We start from the raw sequence: 16,814 nt of genomic DNA, 5'->3' as shown, positions 1-16,814 counted from the left end.
TTGCCACAGCAAGAGGACGATGAGATGAGCAATGCAGCACAAGCCATTCAGCAAGACCTGGCCCACCTGGATATCCACCCGGTAGCCGGGCGCATCGGCGCGGAAATTCGCGGCGTGAAGCTTTCCGGTGATCTCGACGCCGCCACCATCGAGGCTATCCAGGCTGCGCTGGTACAGCACAAGGTGATCTTCTTCCGTGGCCAGACCCAGCTCGACGACCAGGGCCAGGAAGCCTTCGCCAAGCTGCTCGGCGAGCCGGTGGCGCACCCCACCGTGCCGGTGCAGGAAGGCACCCATTACCTGCTCGAACTGGACGGCGCCCAGGGCCGCCGCGCCAACTCCTGGCACACCGACGTGACCTTCGTCGACGCCTATCCCAAGGCTTCGATCCTGCGCAATGTGGTGGCACCGGAGTCTGGCGGCGATACCGTCTGGGCCAACACGGCCAGCGCCTACGACGACCTGACACCGGAGCTGAAGGCGCTGGCCGACTCGCTCTGGGCCGTGCACAGCAACGAATACGACTATGCCAGCGTGCGCCCGAACGTCGACCCGGCGCGCCTGGAGGAATACCGCAAGGTGTTCACCTCCACCGTCTACGAGACCGAGCACCCGGTGGTGCGCGTGCACCCCATCAGCGGTGAGAAGACGCTGCTGCTGGGGCACTTCGTCAAGCGCCTGAAGGGCCTCTCGCAGCACGACTCGGCGCACCTGTTCGCCGTGCTGCAGAGCCACGTCACCCGCCTGGAAAACACCGTGCGCTGGCGCTGGCAGCCGGGCGACGTGGCTATCTGGGACAACCGCGCGACCCAGCACTACGCCGTCGACGACTACGGCAGCCAGCCGCGCATCGTGCGCCGCGTGACGCTCAGCGGCGAAGTGCCGGTGGGCGTCGACGGGCAGCGCAGCCGGACGATCAAGAAGGTTTGAGCCTTTTCCCAGAGCCCCTCACCCCGCCCTCTCCCAGTGGGAGAGGGAGTAGATCGGCGCAACGGGATGCCCCGCTGCATCGGACTGCCCCCTCTGCCTCCGGGACAGGGTTGGGGTGAGGCAAGCCGCAAACTCAGGATTATCGAGATGACCCAATCCAACGCCGTACAACAACCCACCCCCGAACCCTTCGCCATCATTCCCCTCGACGCCCCGCTGGGCGCCGAAGTGCGCGGCCTGGACGCCCGCGAACCACTGACGCCGGAACAGATCCTGGCGATCAGGCAGGCGCACCGCGAGCACCACATCCTGATCTTCAAGGACCAGCAACTCGACGATCAGCAGTACCTGCGCTTCGCCACCCTGTTCGGCGCGGTGTTCCAGCCGCCGGCGGACGTGCCGGTGCTGTCCTCCGGCGCCGACGGCAAGGCCCCGGACATCGTCAAGGTGGCCAACACCGAGGACGGCGAACTGGGCAACTTCGCCCTGCCGGCCCACGTCGACCACCAGTGGACCCCGGTGCCCTCTTCCGGCTCCTTCCTCTACGCGCTGGAGGTGCCCAGGACCGGCGGCGAAACCCAGTTCACCAACCTCGCCCGCGCCTACGAAACACTGGACGAGGCAACCCGCGCCGAGATCGATCCGCTGCGCCTGATCAACTACAACCCGTTCATCCGCCTGAAGAGCGGCGGCTACAACGGCACCTTCGTGCGCTACCGCACGCCGGACATCGAGCCGATCCAGGGCACCGAACATCCGCTGGTGCGCACCCATCCGGAGAACGGCAAGCGCGTGCTGTTCCTCTCCGTGCACACCGAGGTGGAAATCCCCGGTGCCGATCCGGTGCAGGGCGCCGCACTGGTGGAGAAGCTGCGCGAGCATCTGCAGAAGCCCGAGCTGATCTACAGCCACAAATGGTCGGTCGGCGACATCGTCTGGTGGGACAACCAGGCCGTGCTGCATGGTCGTAATGCCTTCCCGGCCAGCGAGAAGCGGCGCCTGAAGCGCATCAGCCTGAGCGGCAGCCGGCCGTTCTGAAGCCAGCGTAGGGCGCATAACCTGGAACAGGTTATCCGCCACCCCATGCACAGTGGATAACGCAGGCGCGTTATCCACCCTACGGAACGGGGATATCTTCGCCAGGGCTTGCCCTCACCCCAGCCCTCTCCCAGAGGGAGAGGGAGCCATTCGGTGCGATTGGGAGCAACGAAGTCAGCCGGCGAGCGACGATCTCTTCACCGCTCAGGACAGTACCCTCTCCCGCTTGCGGGAGAGGGTTAGGGGCCTTGGGTTTTGTAGGAGCGAGCTTGCTCGCGAACGGATTACCCGGACGCGGCGGAATCAAGCGGTTCGCGAGCAAGCTCGCTCCTACGAAAAGCCGTACGCCTCCTGCTGACGGCGCTTTCTATGCTTATGCGAAATCGTTTCTTGTCCTGAGTCAGCTATTCCTTTTATAGTTTCGGCATCTCGTCATAACAAGTTATGAACTATGGCCGAACTACTCCCCCTCTCCCCCGTTCCCCTGTACAGCCAGCTCAAGGAAATCCTCCGCACGCGCATCCTCGACGGCACCTATCCGCCGCTCAGCCGCATGCCGTCCGAAGCCGAGCTGGGCAAGGCCTTCGAGGTCAGCCGGATTACCGTGCGCCAGGCGCTGGGCGACCTGCAGAAGGAAGGGCTGATCTTCAAGATCCACGGCAAGGGCACCTTCGTCGCCAAACCCAAGGCGTTCCAGAACGTCAGCACCCTGCAGGGCCTGGGCGAATCCATGACCCAGCGCGGCTACGAAGTGATCAACCGCCTGCGCAGCTTCAAGAGCGTGCCGGCCAGCGCCCAGGTCGCCGCGCGGCTGCAGGTGGCCGAGGGCGAGAACGTGGTGCAGATCAAGCGCGCCCGCCTGGTCAACCGTGAGCTGGTGTCGCTGGAGATCACCTGGCTGCCCGAGGCCATTGGCAAGCGGCTGGAAAAGGCCGACCTGGTCAGCCGCGACATCTTCCTGATCCTGGAAAACGACTGCGCCCTGCCCCTGGGCCATGCCGACCTCGCCATCGACGCCATCCTCGCCGACGCCGAACTGGCCCGCGCGCTGGAGGTGGAAGAAGGCTCGCCGGTGATGCGCATCGAACGCCTGACCCACACCGCTGACGGCGCGCCGCTGGACTACGAACACCTCTACTACCGCGGCGACGCCTTCCAGTACCGCCTGCGCATCGACCGCCACAAGGGACAGCACCAATGACCCAGTTCGATCTCTCCCAGATCCCCGAGGACAAGGAACTCGCCTACGACATCGTGGTGATCGGCGGCGGCACCGCCGGGCCGATGGCGGCGATCAAGGCCAAGGAAGCCAACCGCGAGCTGCGCGTGCTGCTGGTGGACAAGGCCAACGTCAAGCGCAGCGGCGCCATCAGCATGGGCATGGACGGCCTGAACAACGCCATCATCCCCGGCCACGCCACGCCCGAGCAGTACACCAAGGAAATCACCGTCGCCAACGACGGCATCGTCAACCAGGCGGCGGTCTACGCCTACGCCACCCACAGCTTCGAGACCCTGCAGCAACTGGACCGCTGGGGCGTGAAGTTCGAAAAGGACGAAGTCGGCGACTACGCGGTGAAGAAGGTCCACCACATGGGCGCCTACGTGCTGCCCATGCCCGAGGGCCATGACATCAAGAAGGTGCTGTACCGCCAGCTCAAGCGAGCGCGTATCGAGATCACCAACCGCCTGGTGGTCACCCGCCTGCTCACCGATGGAGAAGGCGCGGTCAACGGCCTGCTCGGCTTCGACTGCCGCACCGCGCAGTTCCAGGTGATCCGCGCCAAGGCGGTGGTCCTCGCCTGCGGCGCCGCCGGCCGCCTGGGCCTGCCCTCGTCCGGCTACCTGATGGGCACCTACGAGAACCCCACCAATGCCGGCGACGGCTATGCCATGGCCTACCACGCGGGCGCGGAACTCTCGAACCTGGAGTGCTTCCAGATCAACCCGCTGATCAAGGACTACAACGGCCCGGCCTGCGCCTACGTCACCGGCCCGCTGGGCGGCTACACCGCCAACAGCAAGGGCGAGCGCTTCATCGAGTGCGACTACTGGAGCGGCCAGATGATGTGGGAGTTCCACCAGGAACTCGAAGGCGGCAACGGCCCGGTGTTCCTCAAACTGGATCACCTCGCCGAGGAAACCATCCAGACCATCGAGGAAATCCTCCACAGCAACGAACGCCCCAGCCGCGGCCAGTTCCACGCCAACCGTGGCACCGACTACCGCCAGCAGATGGTGGAAATGCACATCTCCGAGATCGGCTTCTGCTCCGGCCATTCGGCCTCGGGCGTGTGGGTCAACGAGAAGGCCGAGACCAGCGTCAAGGGCCTGTACTCGGCCGGCGACATGGCTGCCGTGCCGCACAACTACATGCTTGGCGCCTTTACCTACGGCTGGTTCGCCGGGGCCAATGCCGCGCAGTACGTGGCCGGCCGCGAGTTCAGCGAGGTGGATGCCGCCCAGGTCGAGCGCGAGCGCGAACGCGTCTTCGCCCCTTTGAAACGCGAGCACGGCCTGCCGCCGGCACAGGTGGAGTACAAGCTGCGGCGCATGGTCAACGACTACCTGCAGCCGCCCAAGGTGACGAAGAAGATGGAGATCGGCCTGCAGCGCTTCGCCGAGATCGCCCGCGACCTCGACCAGCTCAAGGCCAGCAACCCGCACGAACTGATGCGCGCCATGGAAGTCAGCGTGATCCGCGACTGCGCCGAAATGGCCGCCCGCGCTTCGCTGTTCCGTACCGAGAGCCGCTGGGGCCTGTACCACCACCGTGTGGATTACCCGCTGCGCAATGACGCCGACTGGTTCTGTCATGCGCACCTGAAAAAAGATGACGACGGCGAGATGACCAGTTTCAAGAAGCCCATCGAGCCTTATGTGATCGCGCTGGATGAGGATGAGCAGCAGGCTTACGAGAAGCTGCGGGTGAAGAGCGAGGCGGCTTGAGATTTTCTCTCACTGAAGCCCCCCTCACCCCAGCCCTCTCCCAGGGGGAGAGGGAGCCGTTCGGCACGATTGGCTGAGAGGGGGTGAGATATTCCAGAGGGGAGGAGCGCGATAATACCGAGCTATATCGGTCTGGGCGGGGCTATATCGGGATGGGAAAGTGAAAATACATTTCCACAGATGAAAAGGATTAGTCGAGCGTTCTGACCCAGGAAAGCAGGCGTTCTGCGACTAGCATCAACCCCTCTGGATCGTCTCCTTTATATACCGAAGCGGCAACCTCTAGACAGCTCAGGCGGACCTGCTCGGCAAACATCTGTTGCTCGGGAGTGAGTGGGATGCTGCTCCTGGTGGTGAGGTAGCGATGAACCGCAGATCTGGATATCTCGAAGCCCTTATCAGACAGCCAGTCGGTATGGTCGTTGATCGTCCAAGCGGGGTACGTCCGGTAATTGCTCAACAGCTCCGCGCGCAGACCTTCTGGCAAAGTGTCGATTGTGGATTTCTTGCCCATTCCCACTGCTCCGAATGAAAAAGAAAGGCCGGCTAGGTCGCCGGCCGATCGAAGTCCAGTTTACCTTGGTCCCGATCATACTTCCGATCCTGGATCCTCTTCAGCAGCTTATATATAGAGCTTGGAGTCAGATCGTACTTGCGAGCCAGGGCGTGGTGGTTGCGCCCGTTGAATTCCGCGAGGATCTGCAGGTCGCGCTTGGTGAGACGGTGGTGGTAGTCGGACGGGATGTACAGCGTCGCGCCGCGCCACTGGTTCGCTAGATGGTCAGCAACGGCGCTACCGGCCTGCTCAGCCAGGGACGCCTCGATACCATGTTCCGTCAGAACCGTTGCCGTATGGGCTGCAATGTCGTCGAGCAGCTCATGGCGCGTCTCTGCCAGTATGGATCCCTGCTTCATACGTCCCCCTTCACTTGGCTTCAACCGCGGCGCTCAGCGCATCCACCAGGGCCTTGAGAATTGGACGCTGGCGCTGCCAGCCCTTCGGTAGGTGATCCAATCCAGCAGCCTGTTCTGGATGCTCGATGCCGAGGCGTTGGCAGAGGCGATCCACTTCGGCCAGCAGGTGCCGTTTCTCCTGCTCGACGTGCAGCGCTGCCAGGACTGCCTTCACCTGGTCCGGCTTTTTGGCCAGCCAGGCGACCTTGGCTACGCCGAACATCTGCTTGGCGATCTTGTCCGCGTAGCTCCAGGGAAGCCGCATTTCGGTCAATTGGGCCTCGATGACCTCGATCTCGGCCGGGAGCTTGCTGAAGTTGTGCGGCTTCCCGGCGCTGCGCTTGCTGGGCTGAGGTTTCCAGCCCAGGCGCTTGAACTCCTCCAGGAGCTTTTCGGCCTGGCGCGGGCTCAGGTCCTTCGAGGAGGACTTGCCGAACATGCCCTGGAGCTTCTGGCGGTACACGTCCTCGGCCAGGCCGAGCTGCTGGCGGGCGATGTGGATCTTGCTGAGGAGTCCCTTAGCGAGCGCCATAGAACATCACCCCCACACCATGACGACGGGCAAGCCGTCGAAGCTCTGTATCACTGATGCCAGACTGGCGCGCCAGCTTCGAGATCTGCTCGGCGACTACGGCATGGGCCTTGATCATCCCGACAAGCCATTCTGTTCTATCCAGGCTCGGTGCGACGGGTTGCGGATTGGGGGCCGGTTCCACCTGTTGCGGTGGCGTGGCGACTATCACCACAGCTTCAACGACACGCGGGGTGTAAGGCTTTGCTTTGACCGCCCGCTCCGCAGCCAGAGCGCCGTTGTAAACGGGCGTGGTCATTGGGTTGATGACGATTCCGGTTGGCGGCTTGTCGCGCATCTTGAAGCCGACCTCCTCGATCTTCCCGCCGTCGGCCAGGAACTGTTCGACCAGGGAGCAAAGCTTTTCCGCCTCCTGGCGTTTCGCGTCGATGTCGCGCCGGGGCGGGTCGCCAGCTGTCTTGTGATAGCGCTCCATGATCACTCCCCCTTCGCCGGCTGAGGCGTGGCGGCGTACTCAATCACTGCCATGGCACAGGCTTCCGAGACAATCTGATCTAAGTCGTCTCCAGTCAGCAGGTAGCTGCCGTCGTCCACACCGCCAGCTTGAGAGGCCAGTTGCCGGGCATGATCCATGACCTCATCGGAAGGCTCGGCTTTGATCTCCAGGTCGCACTTCGAGCAATGCACGGTGAACATGCCGTCATCGGTGAAGACGTGATTGCAGGGTTCCGACACATGCCCAGCCTGGGTGGCCGGCACAAACGGTACCGAGTAGTGCTCGCTTTTTTCCGGGCGAAGGGTGATATCACCGCCCCATTGGATGTCGTCCAGACATGCATAACCAATGACCTCAGGCCGCTCCAGCACCGGCGCCAACGAGGATTCCGCGGAGTCAGCACATACGCTGGTGCTTGCGAGCTTCTCTAGGGCGCGAATGCGGATGCGCAGCTTCTTCTCGACCGTCGCCTGCAAGCCAAGCACTTCCAGGGCTGCGTGACACTGTTCCAGGTTGAATTCCTCCAGGGCGCGCAGACGGCTTTCAGTGTCTACCGCGCCATAGTCTTTGCCTGGAGGAATAAACGGATTGGCTTTGGCCATCTCACACCTCCTCTGCCTGCTCGTTGCGAGTGATCTGGAGAGGGAATGAGCCGAACCACTCCTGGGCAATCATCAGCCCGACGCGGAAACCCTTCAGCTTTTCGCCAGTCAGGATGATGGGATTGTCTTCGCCAAGGCGGATCTCGGCGTCCTTGGGCATGCCAAGCACCTGCTCGATGTTCCCCATCTTGTTCTGGTGCCAGGTGATGAGGAGTTCAGCAACGCGCTTCAGCTCGGCGTTAGAGAAGAAGTCCTCAAGCATCTCGCGCAGTTCTGCCTTGGCTTCTTCCGCATTTTCCAGCGCGTTGCCGCTGTCGAACGGACCATCGACAAGGGCCCAAGCGCTGGCGAAGACTTGGGCTTGCTCCATAACTGCGTCGACGCTGATAGTGGTTTCTTCGGTCATGTCACACCCCCGCGATGTCGAGATTGATGGTTTCGTACTGGCCATTGCCCTGGCGTTTCTGGACGCGGATGTACACCGCAGAGCCGCTGACGATCAGGCTGTCCTTGACCGCCTCCATGGCCTTCTTCCACTCCGGGTCATCGATCTCGGCCCGCATCATCTCGGCGACGCGGGAGATGCTGATCTCACCCTGGCGATTCAGGCGGAAGGCGTTGGTGGCCAAAGTCAGCAGATGCTTGTTGGACTCCTCGCCCCAGGAGCGGATGCATTCGAAGACCTTCGCCTTCGCCACTTCCATCTCCTCGGTGTAGGTGACGCGATCGGCATGGACTCGCATGACCTTCAGCTGGCCATCGAACGACAGCAGGCTGACGTTGCCCTTGGGCCCGCCAAGCTTCATGTCGTACTTCTCGCCAGCGATGCTGACCAAGTCCTCAATGTCGGCCAGGGCCTTCTGCTTCAGAGCTTTCAGGGCTTCATGCAGGCGGATAGCTTCGGCGGCAATGTCGGTCACCACGCGATCCCGCAGCTTGTCCTGCTCACGGATTTCAGTTTCATGCACGAGGTTGCCGACGGCATTGCGCACCCAGCCTTCGGGAATCGGGATGTGTTTGGCTTCAGTCATGGGTCGGCTCCTGCAGTTCAACATCGATGGCGCGGTCGATCTGGCTGATCGCCGCAAGAATCAGAGCGCCGGCCTTCACCAGGTTGCGGCGCGCGTCCAAGCTGGGCTTCCAGCTGGAGGCCTCCCACGGCCAGTAGTTCGGCACCACCTGGGAGATCTCAGGTAGGCGATCAGGGCTGTGCATCTGAAGAGAGGCCTCCTCGGCGTAGCAGGCGGCGGCGATTGCCAGCTCGCCGTTGAAATGCTCGTCATCGTGCTGCTCGGTGTAGCCCTCTACGTGGATCTGGCGGCGGCGTTCAGCGAGAACGTCGACGCCCGCGGCCGAGTACTGCTCGGCCGGGGATATCAGAGCAATTGCATCGGCGATCTTGGTGCTGAGTTCCTGGCCGGGACCGCTGGAGGCGCGGCCCACGTAGGGCTGGGCTTGGCGCAGCAGATCGATAAGGAGCACGTTCGCAATGGGGGCGTTCATCAGTGCGCCTTCCTTGCGGCCTTGGCCGCGCGTTGTTCCTGCAGGTATTCAGCCATCGGCTTCATATCCGCATGGAGCTTCGAGAAGTTCTCAGCGATGAAGGAATCGAGGAGCTTGACCAGCAGGCTGTCCAACTTGTTGCAGCAAATCTTCAGCTCGATGAGCTGCTGGTCCTTCGCGAAGCCGTCCTGCAGAAGGTCCTTCAGGGCCTGACGACAGTCCTGCTCGCTCATGGCGTCGACGTTCATCAGTGGGGTGTAGGCGTGCGTGATGACCTCGTTCATTGGTCCTGCTCCTTCACCGGGGTCAGCCAAGCCACGTCAACGCCACGGATGGTGACGACGTTGTGGGTGTGCTTGCCCTTGGTGCGGTAACGCATGCCACGGATTTCCGAGAGGAAGTTGGACTTCACCAGGTCGGAGTCCTCGGCGCGGATGTAGATGCGGTTATCCAGCTGCACCAGCGAGACGATCTCGATGCCAACAGCGTGCAGCTCACGGGTCATGGCGTTGAAGGAGGCCAATTGCTTGGCCAGTTCGTCTGTGAGGTAAATCAGCGTCGGTGCGGCCTGAGCCTGGCGCTCAATCGGCATCTGATGGACGGTGCCCATGTCACACCCCCTTAACGACTTCGGCAGTGACAAGGGGCTCGCCCAGCTCGGCGGCGAGGTTCATGGCAGCCACCACCAGGTTGCCGATGGCCAGCGGATACAGCTGGCTGGTCTTGTCGCGGCCGCTGGTGCTCAGGCGATCGATCAAGGCCTGTACACCACAGGCGCTCATGACCTCCTTCAGCGGCTTCTGGATCCGGCTGAGGCGGAACTCCAGGTGCTGCTCGACACCGGCAACCGAGATCGGATGGAGTTCTGCGATCTCGATACGCTGGACCACCTCTCGCACCTCACCGTTGCGAGGGCTGAGCTTCACTGCCAGCTCCGGTTGGCCGATCAGGATGATGCTGACCAGCTTGGTGAACCCGGACTCCAGCTCGCGCAGGCGCTTCAGCTGTTTCAGGGTCGGGACCGGGAGGCTATGGGCCTCCTCGATGATGAGTACGTGCCGGAAGCCAGCAGCGTGGCTGGTCTTCAAGGCTTTGTGCAGTTGTAGGAAGCGAGCCTCGGGCGAGGACTTGGCTTTCTCCAGGGGGGCCACGGCCGCCATGATCGATTCGGCGATGTGGGTCGACTTCAAGGTCTTGCCCTTCACGTCGTTGTCTTCCATGGCCAGGACGTAAGGTTCGATGACAATCACCGGGGCGGACTCGCTCTCCAGGCGGTTCACCAGGTCGCGGCGCAGCGTGGACTTGCCGGCGCCGGATTCGCCGATGACAGCGAGGAAGCCGTCATGCTTGGCGACCTGGTACATGCTCTCGCGGACGTAGCGGATGTCGTTGCTGAGGAACATGTCCTCGGCCGACTGCAGGTCATCGAAGGGATCCCGGAACAGGCCAAACGCCTTGCGGGTGGCTGGCAGCAGGGGTTGTTTCGGCATTAGCATGGGCTCGCACTCCTGGTCGTTTACTTGGTCGTTCTCGGTCGGGGATGCAGGGGCCACCGCGTTGGCGCGCGGTGGCTCCACTTCTTCGAAGGCCTGGCGCGCGTGGTCGAATTGCGCGCCTTGCCCCATCAGGTATTCGGTGATGCGCCAGGCCAGCTGCTGCTGGTCCAACGACTTCGGCCACTGGCCGTGGTTGATCAGTTGGGCGATCGCCGCCGGGCTCAGCTCGACAGCTCGCGCGAGGTCGGCCTGGGTCTTGCCGACGTTGGCCAGCACTTCCTTGAGCTTCAGCATTACGAGTTACCTCCTACAACGCGCAGGCCAGGCCGGGCAGGCTTGCGCAGTTGATGAGTGATGGCGTCGAGCTGCTCCTCCGGCACGCCGTTGGGATAGTTCTCCTTGAGCCAGGACATGGACTTCGAGGTCCAGGCATCGCCCAGGCGCGCGCGCAGCTGCTTGGCAGCCTCGATGTGGTTGAGCGGCGGGATCTCGATGGTCGGCAGCACCAGGTCGTGCTGAGTGCCGCGCCGAGGCATGAAAGTCGGTAGCTGGGCGTCCTCGATCCGCTGATAGGGCTTCAGCTTGCCGCCGAACGGAATGGCGCCGTCCTTGCTGGCCTGCTTGGCTTCCTCATCGGTCTCGGCGCCCATGGCTAGACGGTCGGCCTCTTTGCGGGCGACCTGAGCTGGCGTATCGGCGTGGCGCTTGAAGGACTGGCCAATTACAGGCGAGCCGACCGCGAAGCCGTTGTCGTCGACCTTCACTTCCGGCACCACGTAGAACACCTCGTGCCCGTCCCCGTCGGTGGCCACCACCTGAGCAGCATCGCTGGCCCAAGGGTTGCGAGTGACCATCACCCAGTCACCGACCATGACGTTCGGCACCGCCGACACGTCGTATTCCCTGCCATCAAACGGCACGCGCAGCTTCGAGGTGACCTTGCGGCGCTCGGGCTCAGCGACGGCCAACTGGCGGCACACCTCGACACTGGGGACCTTCACCAGCTCCTGCTCGCGGATGCGCAGCCAGGCCGCGGTGCGGTTCATGCCGTGGCGTGAGTGGACTGCGGTGGCGTTGAAGTACTCCCGCCAGCGCTTGGCCATGGCGTTAAGTTCGTCCAGGTCGGCCACCGGCTGGAAGCGCAGGCCTGCCTCGAACTTCCGCTCGATGATGTTCCGGGCGTTCTCGACCTGGCCGGTAACACGCGCTGCGCCTGGGGCATGGACGATCATCTGGATGCCTAGCGAGCGGCACAGGTTGCGGGCCATGGCCGAGGTGTTCGCCGAGCCGGGGTCCATCATCAAAATCTCGGGACGACCATGCATGACGTCGGCGCCACCGCGCTCCTGCATGCAGTTGATCAGCACGTTGCAGAGGTTCTCGCCGCTCTCCGCCCCCATCACGTATTCCAGGTAGATCCAGCCGGAAGAGTGCGAGGTGATCTCGTAGGACCAGACCCGGTTGGCTGCGATGCGCGCCAGATTCTTCGGCTTGTTCTTGTAGAACTGGTCGTGATCCATCACGCGCAGGCCATTGGCCTTGGGGTCAGCGCCGGGCTTGAGGTAGTAGAGGACGCACAGCGAGGCGTCGACCTGCCAGACGTGGTTCGGGTGCAAGCTGGCCAGCTCGGTCACGGGGGCGGGCTGCATAAGTTGCTCGGGGTGTAGCTTGTAGCTGTATAGCGCGCGACCGATGGCGCTCAGCGAGAGCGGCCGGATCTCGCCCGACTTCGTGTCGAAGGTGTCAGCCTTGATCATTCCGCTAGCCCGCAGCGCGTCGACGGCATCCTCCAGGCCGTACAGGCGCTTTTCGTTGCGGCGCGCAGACTTCATCAGCGTGGTGCTGATCAGAAGCGCCTCGTCTCGGCTCAGGGCGCTCTTGCCAGCGTCAGCCCGACGTTTGCGGGCTGACGTGTCCACGGCGACATCACCGAGCTTGCGGTAGATAGAAGCTGTGGACATGCCCAGGCGCTGCGCCGCCGCTTCGACCAACTGGGTACGCTGGCCGCGCGGGGCTTCACGCAGCGCGCGCTCCAGGTCCACAAGGGCATGGGTGATGACGGCGCTCATGGCTTAGCCCTCGCTCGCGGAGTTCAGCGGGTTTACACCGGCAGGAGGAATCCAGCCGAAGTCACTGGCGTCTCCCGTTGCCTCAGCTTCGGGCAGCTGGAACTCCTCGCGGATCTGCAGGAGCAGCAGCTCCAGCTGGCGGACCAGACCGGCCTGGAAACCACGGTGGTCTGTGCCAGTCTCCTCGGCATGGGCAGCCATCACCGAGAAGGCCTCGCGCAGCTTGCCGCTGATGTCGGCTTCCGCTTCAAAGGCGATGCCGATCACCTCCTGGCGCAGTTCCTTCACAGCCTCATCTGCGGCCATGGTTTCGATGCGGCGGCGGGCTTTGGCGAGCTGCTGGGTGGTCTCGTCGAGTTCGGCCCGCTTCTTGGCGAGCACTTCGCCCTGGGCGTCGTAGTCGGCCTGCAACTCCTCGGCTTTCTTCACCAGGACGTATTTTTCCTTGGCGTGGGTGGCGATTAGCTCCTCGGCCAGATACTCCACCGCCTCCTTGTTGCCCTGCTTCGCCGCTTCGATCAGGGCGCTGCGGGCGTCTTCCGGCAGGCGGCGCCACTGACGCAGCTCGCGATAGCCGATGCCCATGCGGGACATGGATTCCAGGGCCTCTTCGCCAAGGACACGGAAGTTGGCAATGTCTTCATCAACCTGGGCGACGGACCTACCAAGCAAGTTGCAGAACTCCTCCCAGGTTCCAGACAGAAATGCCTGACCGTCAGGAGTTCTCTTGCCCTTGAGAGCCCGGTAGAGCTTGTTTTCCTTAACGAAGGCGAGCTTCGAAGTCCTGACCGTCAGGGAAAATTGAGCATAGGCGTCTGCCATCTGTGCCTGGCCCAGCAGTTGATTCACCAGATCTCGTTCTTCCCCCATGTCCGAGGCCAGGGCAGCAGCGTTCTGCACCAGATTCAGGGCCTCGTCGTTCAGTGGTGCGTCTTGCACCAGTTCAGCGTTCTGCTGAGCTTTGCGTCCCATGTTGTTCTCCCCTCAGGTCAGCGGCTGGCGCCTGCCAGCACTCGTTGATTGATCTCGTTGATGCGGTTCTGCGCGTTCGCCATTTCGTTGGCATGCGCCTGGGCGATCTGCAGGAGCGCGATGCCAGGGGCGTACCGGCCCGTGTCGAGCTTGGTTGCCAGCCCCGAATCGACCAGCGTGGACAGGTAGCGGGTGATGTTGGCGGGACTTTCGTCGAGCGCCTTGGCCAGCTCCCCGTTGGAAAGGCCCATCAGGCTGTGGCCCTTCAAGGCCTTGAGGACACGCAGCACACGCAGGGCGGTGTCGTTGGTGCGAGGCTTGTTCATGCGCAATGCTCCATCGGCACGACAACCAGTGCGCCAGACTTCGTGATGCCGCACTGACCACCAACCGCATTGGCCAGCTGTTGCTGCAGCTCCAGGGCTTCTTCACGCCAGCCTTCGGCGCAGCTCTCAGCGCGTGCCAGCTCAGCGCGCAGCTGATCGTTCACTTCGGCCAAGCGCGCAGCCTCAGCACAGAGCTGCTCATAGGCTTGCTCGTCCAAGCGGCGCAGCAGCGCCAGGGTGTTGATCGGCTTACTCATCGTGAGTACCCCCGAGGTCAAGTTGCGGATGGTCGTGCTGGGCGACGTTGGAGTGGTGCCAGCCCATGCCCTCCATGGCGGTGCGTATAGCGGCGAGCGTCTGCTGGGCATCACGCTTGCGGCTGTGGAATTCGAGGAGTGCGCCAATGGCTGCGTTGACCTCGGTCTGCAGCTGGTGCAGGTCATCGCTGGTGCAGGGGCGGCCAGTGGGGATGTCGATCAGGAGCTTTCCGCCAGCCGCAGCCAGCCAGCGGCTCACCAGGTTGATGCCGCAGGCGTTCTCATAGCCAGGGATCAGCAGGGCCGGCATCCGGCCGTTGGAGAGCCACTTGTAGAGGACGGCGTGGTCCGGGAGCCCCATGCGCTCTGCAATACGCTCCACCCCCATATTTCGGGTCTCGCGTGCATGGTCTTTGCACAGCTCCAGGGCGTGGCGCAGGGATGTGGGCTGGATGGCTTTCCAGTTACGGCGCCTCATCTGACGGCCCCCGCCAGCGAGCGATGAGCGGCGTCAGAACAAATAGCCGTTTTCACCCTTGGCAAAGCCGTTACCAAATTGCCAGCCTGTTGGGGTACATTCATCCCTGCCGGAGATACGGACATGACTACCCCCGATCAGCTGATTCTTGATGCTTCGATGCGCTCGGCATTTGTTGCCCTTGCGCGCCGCCTTGCTGTTGATCACGGCCTGGACCTTGGAGGTCTGGCTGACGATCTGGATACGCTGGCTGATGCTCAGCCTGGCGAGACCTGGCAAGGACCTCATCGGGAGCTGGCTGGCGTGCTGCGCCATGTCGCCGAGCGGGCTCAAGCAAGCGGTGGCTGATCTGATGTGCTTCGCCGCGGCTGAGGCGGTTGCCCAGCAGACGACCGGCGCTGATGAGCATCAGGCGATCGACCAGGCGCTCTGCGCCGGGGCTGGCCACGGTGCGGTCTACCAGGATCAGGCTGCTCTGGTGAGCATCAGCGAGGTGCCAGGCGATCGAGGAGGTATCACCAGGAGCGCAGGCGATCAGCGCATCGAGCGCGGCGCGCCAGGTGTCCATCGGAGTTGGGATCAGGTCGATGTGTTCGACCGGCGGTTGAGTGCGGGACATGGCAGTGTTCCTCACGCAGCAACAGCGGGTTTGAGGCCGAGTTTCACGGCGATTTCGTGAGCTTTGCCGTAGTTGCCCTTAGCTTGGCCATTGAGTACGCGGTACACCTCCTTGCGGGTGTAGCCGTTCTCGGCGGCCCAGGCGGTGAAGGTCTTCCCGGCGAGCCGGAACCGTTCCTTCACCTGGTCAGCGGTTAGGGCTTTGTTTGCAGCGGCCATGGCAGTGGCTCCTGTGGTGCAAAGATGTTTAGGGTTTGTATGGGTGATGATGGTACTCAAATGAGTACCTGTCAATATGGAATGTACGCAAATGACCTCAACAGGGGAGCGGCTTCGCGAGGAGCGGGAGAGGCTCGGCTTCAACCAGACAGCTTTTGGGGCCATAGGCGGGGTGCAGAAGCAGGCGCAGCTCAAGTACGAGAAGAGCGAGCGCAATCCAGATACGGCGTACCTAGAGGCAATCGCGAAGATCGGGGCCGATGTTCAGTACGTGGTCACCGGTCAGCGAAGCGCTGGGTCATTGAGTACGGACGAGCAGGAGCTGCTCGCGCACTTCCGATCGGCCCCGTTGGCCGTGAAGGCGGCAATGCTGGCTGCTGGAGCAGCTGGTAGCGCCGGAGCGTCAACAAGCGTTCAGAAGGTAAGGAAGGGCGTAGGACAACAGTTCAACGGACCGGTGGCCACCGTGACCTCCGGTGATGTCGTGAACCATGGAAAGTCGAAGGATTGAGGTATGAATACTCAGCAGTTCCACGGGCGGGTTGACCAGGTCGCTGCAGGCGACATCAAGAACTTCATTGAGGTCCCTAAGCCCGAAAAGCCTCCTCTGCTGTCATCGGCTCAGCGCCACTCTTTGAACATTCTGGTAGAGGAGATCGCCAAGGAATGCGAGAAAGAGCCGCGTGTCATCTGGCGTGAAGTCGTGCATGCAAAGGTCGGTGTCGACACTGTTGGGGAAATCCTTCGCGACAGCTTCAATGATGCCCAGGATGCCTTGGTCTGCTATCGAGACAACCACCGCCGCCAGGCCAACCATCGTCTCATGGTGGCCCGCATTACCAACTTCACCAAGGAGAAAGGCATCTACAGCGAGCGAGATGCCTGGTGTCTAAGACAGTTTGGGGAGAAGCATCTGAACGCCATGGAGACCGAGCATCTCCGTCAGGTGCTGGCCTTCGTTGAGGATTACCGAGTCTCCCCCCCCGAGGAACAGCCTAATCCGGCAACGGCCGAGGCAATTGCTCCCCTGAAGAAGGGCTTCTTCGCAGAGTTGCAAGGGGTAGTGATTTCCTATCCCTTGCAGTCCGTCGCCATCGGCGCAGCGCTAATGATCTTGGGGAAGATTATTTAAATGGCATTCCAAATGGAGCCGTTGCCCAACGCCTTCGCAAGAGCAGCCTGGGAGCGAATTGCTAAGGATGTTGAGGCTCCGTCAGAGCTGAAAGAGCAGATGCTCGAAGTACTGCTGCGTTTACATAGTAAGTCGGCAGGTAGTCGAGAGGCAGTTCGGGCTTTAGGTGTCGTAGTGCACCGAACCTCATGGGGAATACCTCGGCTTGAGCAATTGCTGAGCGAGCAACTAGATGCCACACCA

General features: G+C 62.5%; 24 protein-coding genes. 6 read left to right on the top strand and 18 right to left on the bottom strand.

Going from position 1 to position 16,814, the window contains the following annotated elements; translation table 11 throughout:
• Positions 1-24: 24 nt before the first annotated feature.
• The 4 genes from L6D89_RS14920 (at position 25) to L6D89_RS14905 (ending at position 4,917) form a co-directional block, all read left to right on the top strand.
• The gene (locus L6D89_RS14920) at positions 25-930 is read left to right on the top strand and encodes a TauD/TfdA dioxygenase family protein (protein WP_236200286.1); all 906 of its coding nucleotides are present in this window, start codon (positions 25-27) and stop codon (positions 928-930) included.
• 147 nt (positions 931-1,077) lie between these two features.
• Complete coding sequence (locus L6D89_RS14915; RefSeq protein WP_236200285.1) at positions 1,078-1,968, top strand: TauD/TfdA dioxygenase family protein; 891 nt, start codon at positions 1,078-1,080, stop codon at positions 1,966-1,968.
• Positions 1,969-2,419: 451 nt separating this feature from the next.
• The gene (locus L6D89_RS14910) at positions 2,420-3,169 is read left to right on the top strand and encodes a GntR family transcriptional regulator (protein ID WP_236200284.1); all 750 of its coding nucleotides are present in this window, start codon (positions 2,420-2,422) and stop codon (positions 3,167-3,169) included.
• Complete coding sequence (locus L6D89_RS14905; protein WP_236200283.1) at positions 3,166-4,917, top strand: fumarate reductase/succinate dehydrogenase flavoprotein subunit; 1,752 nt, start codon at positions 3,166-3,168, stop codon at positions 4,915-4,917. Before L6D89_RS14910 ends, L6D89_RS14905 begins: the two co-directional genes overlap by 4 nt.
• A 190-nt stretch (positions 4,918-5,107) precedes the next feature.
• Here the strand turns inward: L6D89_RS14905 and L6D89_RS14900 are convergent, their stop codons facing one another.
• The 18 genes from L6D89_RS14900 to L6D89_RS14815 form a co-directional block, all read right to left on the bottom strand.
• Positions 5,108-5,431 (bottom strand): DUF3486 family protein, encoded by a 324-nt coding sequence (locus L6D89_RS14900; RefSeq protein WP_236200282.1) that lies wholly within the window; start codon positions 5,429-5,431, stop codon positions 5,108-5,110.
• A 32-nt stretch (positions 5,432-5,463) separates the two neighbouring features.
• On the bottom strand, positions 5,464-5,832 hold the full coding sequence (locus L6D89_RS14895; RefSeq protein WP_236200281.1) for a Mor transcription activator family protein: 369 nt from the start codon (positions 5,830-5,832) through the stop codon (positions 5,464-5,466).
• A 10-nt stretch (positions 5,833-5,842) separates the two neighbouring features.
• Positions 5,843-6,403, bottom strand: coding sequence for a gp16 family protein (locus L6D89_RS14890; protein WP_236200280.1), 561 nt, complete (start codon positions 6,401-6,403; stop codon positions 5,843-5,845).
• On the bottom strand, positions 6,390-6,878 hold the full coding sequence (locus tag L6D89_RS14885; RefSeq protein ID WP_236200279.1) for a hypothetical protein: 489 nt from the start codon (positions 6,876-6,878) through the stop codon (positions 6,390-6,392). Before L6D89_RS14885 ends, L6D89_RS14890 begins: the two co-directional genes overlap by 14 nt.
• 2 nt (positions 6,879-6,880) lie before the next feature.
• The gene (locus L6D89_RS14880; protein ID WP_236200278.1) at positions 6,881-7,501 is read right to left on the bottom strand and encodes a hypothetical protein; all 621 of its coding nucleotides are present in this window, start codon (positions 7,499-7,501) and stop codon (positions 6,881-6,883) included.
• Position 7,502: 1 nt separating this feature from the next.
• On the bottom strand, positions 7,503-7,907 hold the full coding sequence (locus L6D89_RS14875; RefSeq protein WP_236200277.1) for a host nuclease inhibitor protein: 405 nt from the start codon (positions 7,905-7,907) through the stop codon (positions 7,503-7,505).
• Position 7,908: 1 nt separating this feature from the next.
• Positions 7,909-8,532 (bottom strand): DUF3164 family protein, encoded by a 624-nt coding sequence (locus L6D89_RS14870; protein ID WP_196913169.1) that lies wholly within the window; start codon positions 8,530-8,532, stop codon positions 7,909-7,911.
• Positions 8,525-9,004: a hypothetical protein gene (locus tag L6D89_RS14865; protein ID WP_236200276.1), complete on the bottom strand. Its 480-nt coding sequence runs from the start codon at positions 9,002-9,004 to the stop codon at positions 8,525-8,527. Before L6D89_RS14865 ends, L6D89_RS14870 begins: the two co-directional genes overlap by 8 nt.
• A complete protein-coding gene (locus L6D89_RS14860) occupies positions 9,004-9,288 on the bottom strand; it encodes a hypothetical protein (protein WP_236200275.1) in 285 nt (94 codons plus the stop codon). The genes L6D89_RS14865 and L6D89_RS14860 overlap by 1 nt, the downstream gene beginning before the upstream one ends.
• Positions 9,285-9,614, bottom strand: coding sequence for a hypothetical protein (locus L6D89_RS14855; RefSeq protein WP_236200274.1), 330 nt, complete (start codon positions 9,612-9,614; stop codon positions 9,285-9,287). Before L6D89_RS14855 ends, L6D89_RS14860 begins: the two co-directional genes overlap by 4 nt.
• Before the next feature lies 1 nt (position 9,615).
• Positions 9,616-10,794 (bottom strand): AAA family ATPase, encoded by a 1,179-nt coding sequence (locus L6D89_RS14850; RefSeq protein ID WP_236200273.1) that lies wholly within the window; start codon positions 10,792-10,794, stop codon positions 9,616-9,618.
• A complete protein-coding gene (locus L6D89_RS14845; RefSeq protein ID WP_236200272.1) occupies positions 10,794-12,569 on the bottom strand; it encodes a DDE-type integrase/transposase/recombinase in 1,776 nt (591 codons plus the stop codon). Before L6D89_RS14845 ends, L6D89_RS14850 begins: the two co-directional genes overlap by 1 nt.
• Before the next feature lie 3 nt (positions 12,570-12,572).
• Positions 12,573-13,541, bottom strand: coding sequence for a hypothetical protein (locus L6D89_RS14840; RefSeq protein WP_373874953.1), 969 nt, complete (start codon positions 13,539-13,541; stop codon positions 12,573-12,575).
• A 17-nt stretch (positions 13,542-13,558) separates the two neighbouring features.
• The gene (locus L6D89_RS14835) at positions 13,559-13,867 is read right to left on the bottom strand and encodes a helix-turn-helix domain-containing protein (protein WP_024762322.1); all 309 of its coding nucleotides are present in this window, start codon (positions 13,865-13,867) and stop codon (positions 13,559-13,561) included.
• Positions 13,864-14,124: a hypothetical protein gene (locus L6D89_RS14830; protein WP_236200271.1), complete on the bottom strand. Its 261-nt coding sequence runs from the start codon at positions 14,122-14,124 to the stop codon at positions 13,864-13,866. Before L6D89_RS14830 ends, L6D89_RS14835 begins: the two co-directional genes overlap by 4 nt.
• A complete protein-coding gene (locus L6D89_RS14825) occupies positions 14,117-14,602 on the bottom strand; it encodes a hypothetical protein (RefSeq protein WP_236200270.1) in 486 nt (161 codons plus the stop codon). Before L6D89_RS14825 ends, L6D89_RS14830 begins: the two co-directional genes overlap by 8 nt.
• Positions 14,603-14,729: 127 nt before the next feature.
• Positions 14,730-15,221, bottom strand: a complete 492-nt coding sequence (locus L6D89_RS14820; RefSeq protein WP_236200269.1) for a hypothetical protein — start codon at positions 15,219-15,221, stop codon at positions 14,730-14,732.
• Positions 15,222-15,232: 11 nt separating this feature from the next.
• Complete coding sequence (locus tag L6D89_RS14815) at positions 15,233-15,439, bottom strand: DNA-binding protein (protein WP_236200268.1); 207 nt, start codon at positions 15,437-15,439, stop codon at positions 15,233-15,235.
• Positions 15,440-15,530: 91 nt separating this feature from the next.
• Between L6D89_RS14815 and L6D89_RS14810 the strand changes: the two genes are divergently transcribed.
• Together L6D89_RS14810 and L6D89_RS14805 are read left to right on the top strand one after the other, a co-directional pair.
• The gene (locus L6D89_RS14810; RefSeq protein WP_236200267.1) at positions 15,531-15,950 is read left to right on the top strand and encodes an XRE family transcriptional regulator; all 420 of its coding nucleotides are present in this window, start codon (positions 15,531-15,533) and stop codon (positions 15,948-15,950) included.
• A 3-nt stretch (positions 15,951-15,953) separates the two neighbouring features.
• On the top strand, positions 15,954-16,571 hold the full coding sequence (locus L6D89_RS14805; protein ID WP_236200266.1) for a hypothetical protein: 618 nt from the start codon (positions 15,954-15,956) through the stop codon (positions 16,569-16,571).
• The last annotated feature ends 243 nt before the right edge of the window (positions 16,572-16,814 follow it).

Origin of the sequence: Pseudomonas pseudonitroreducens, from assembly GCF_021603645.1 — a bacterium.
Classification (GTDB): Bacteria; Pseudomonadota; Gammaproteobacteria; order Pseudomonadales; family Pseudomonadaceae; genus Pseudomonas; species Pseudomonas pseudonitroreducens.
This window is presented reverse-complemented; position numbering and strand designations above follow the sequence as displayed.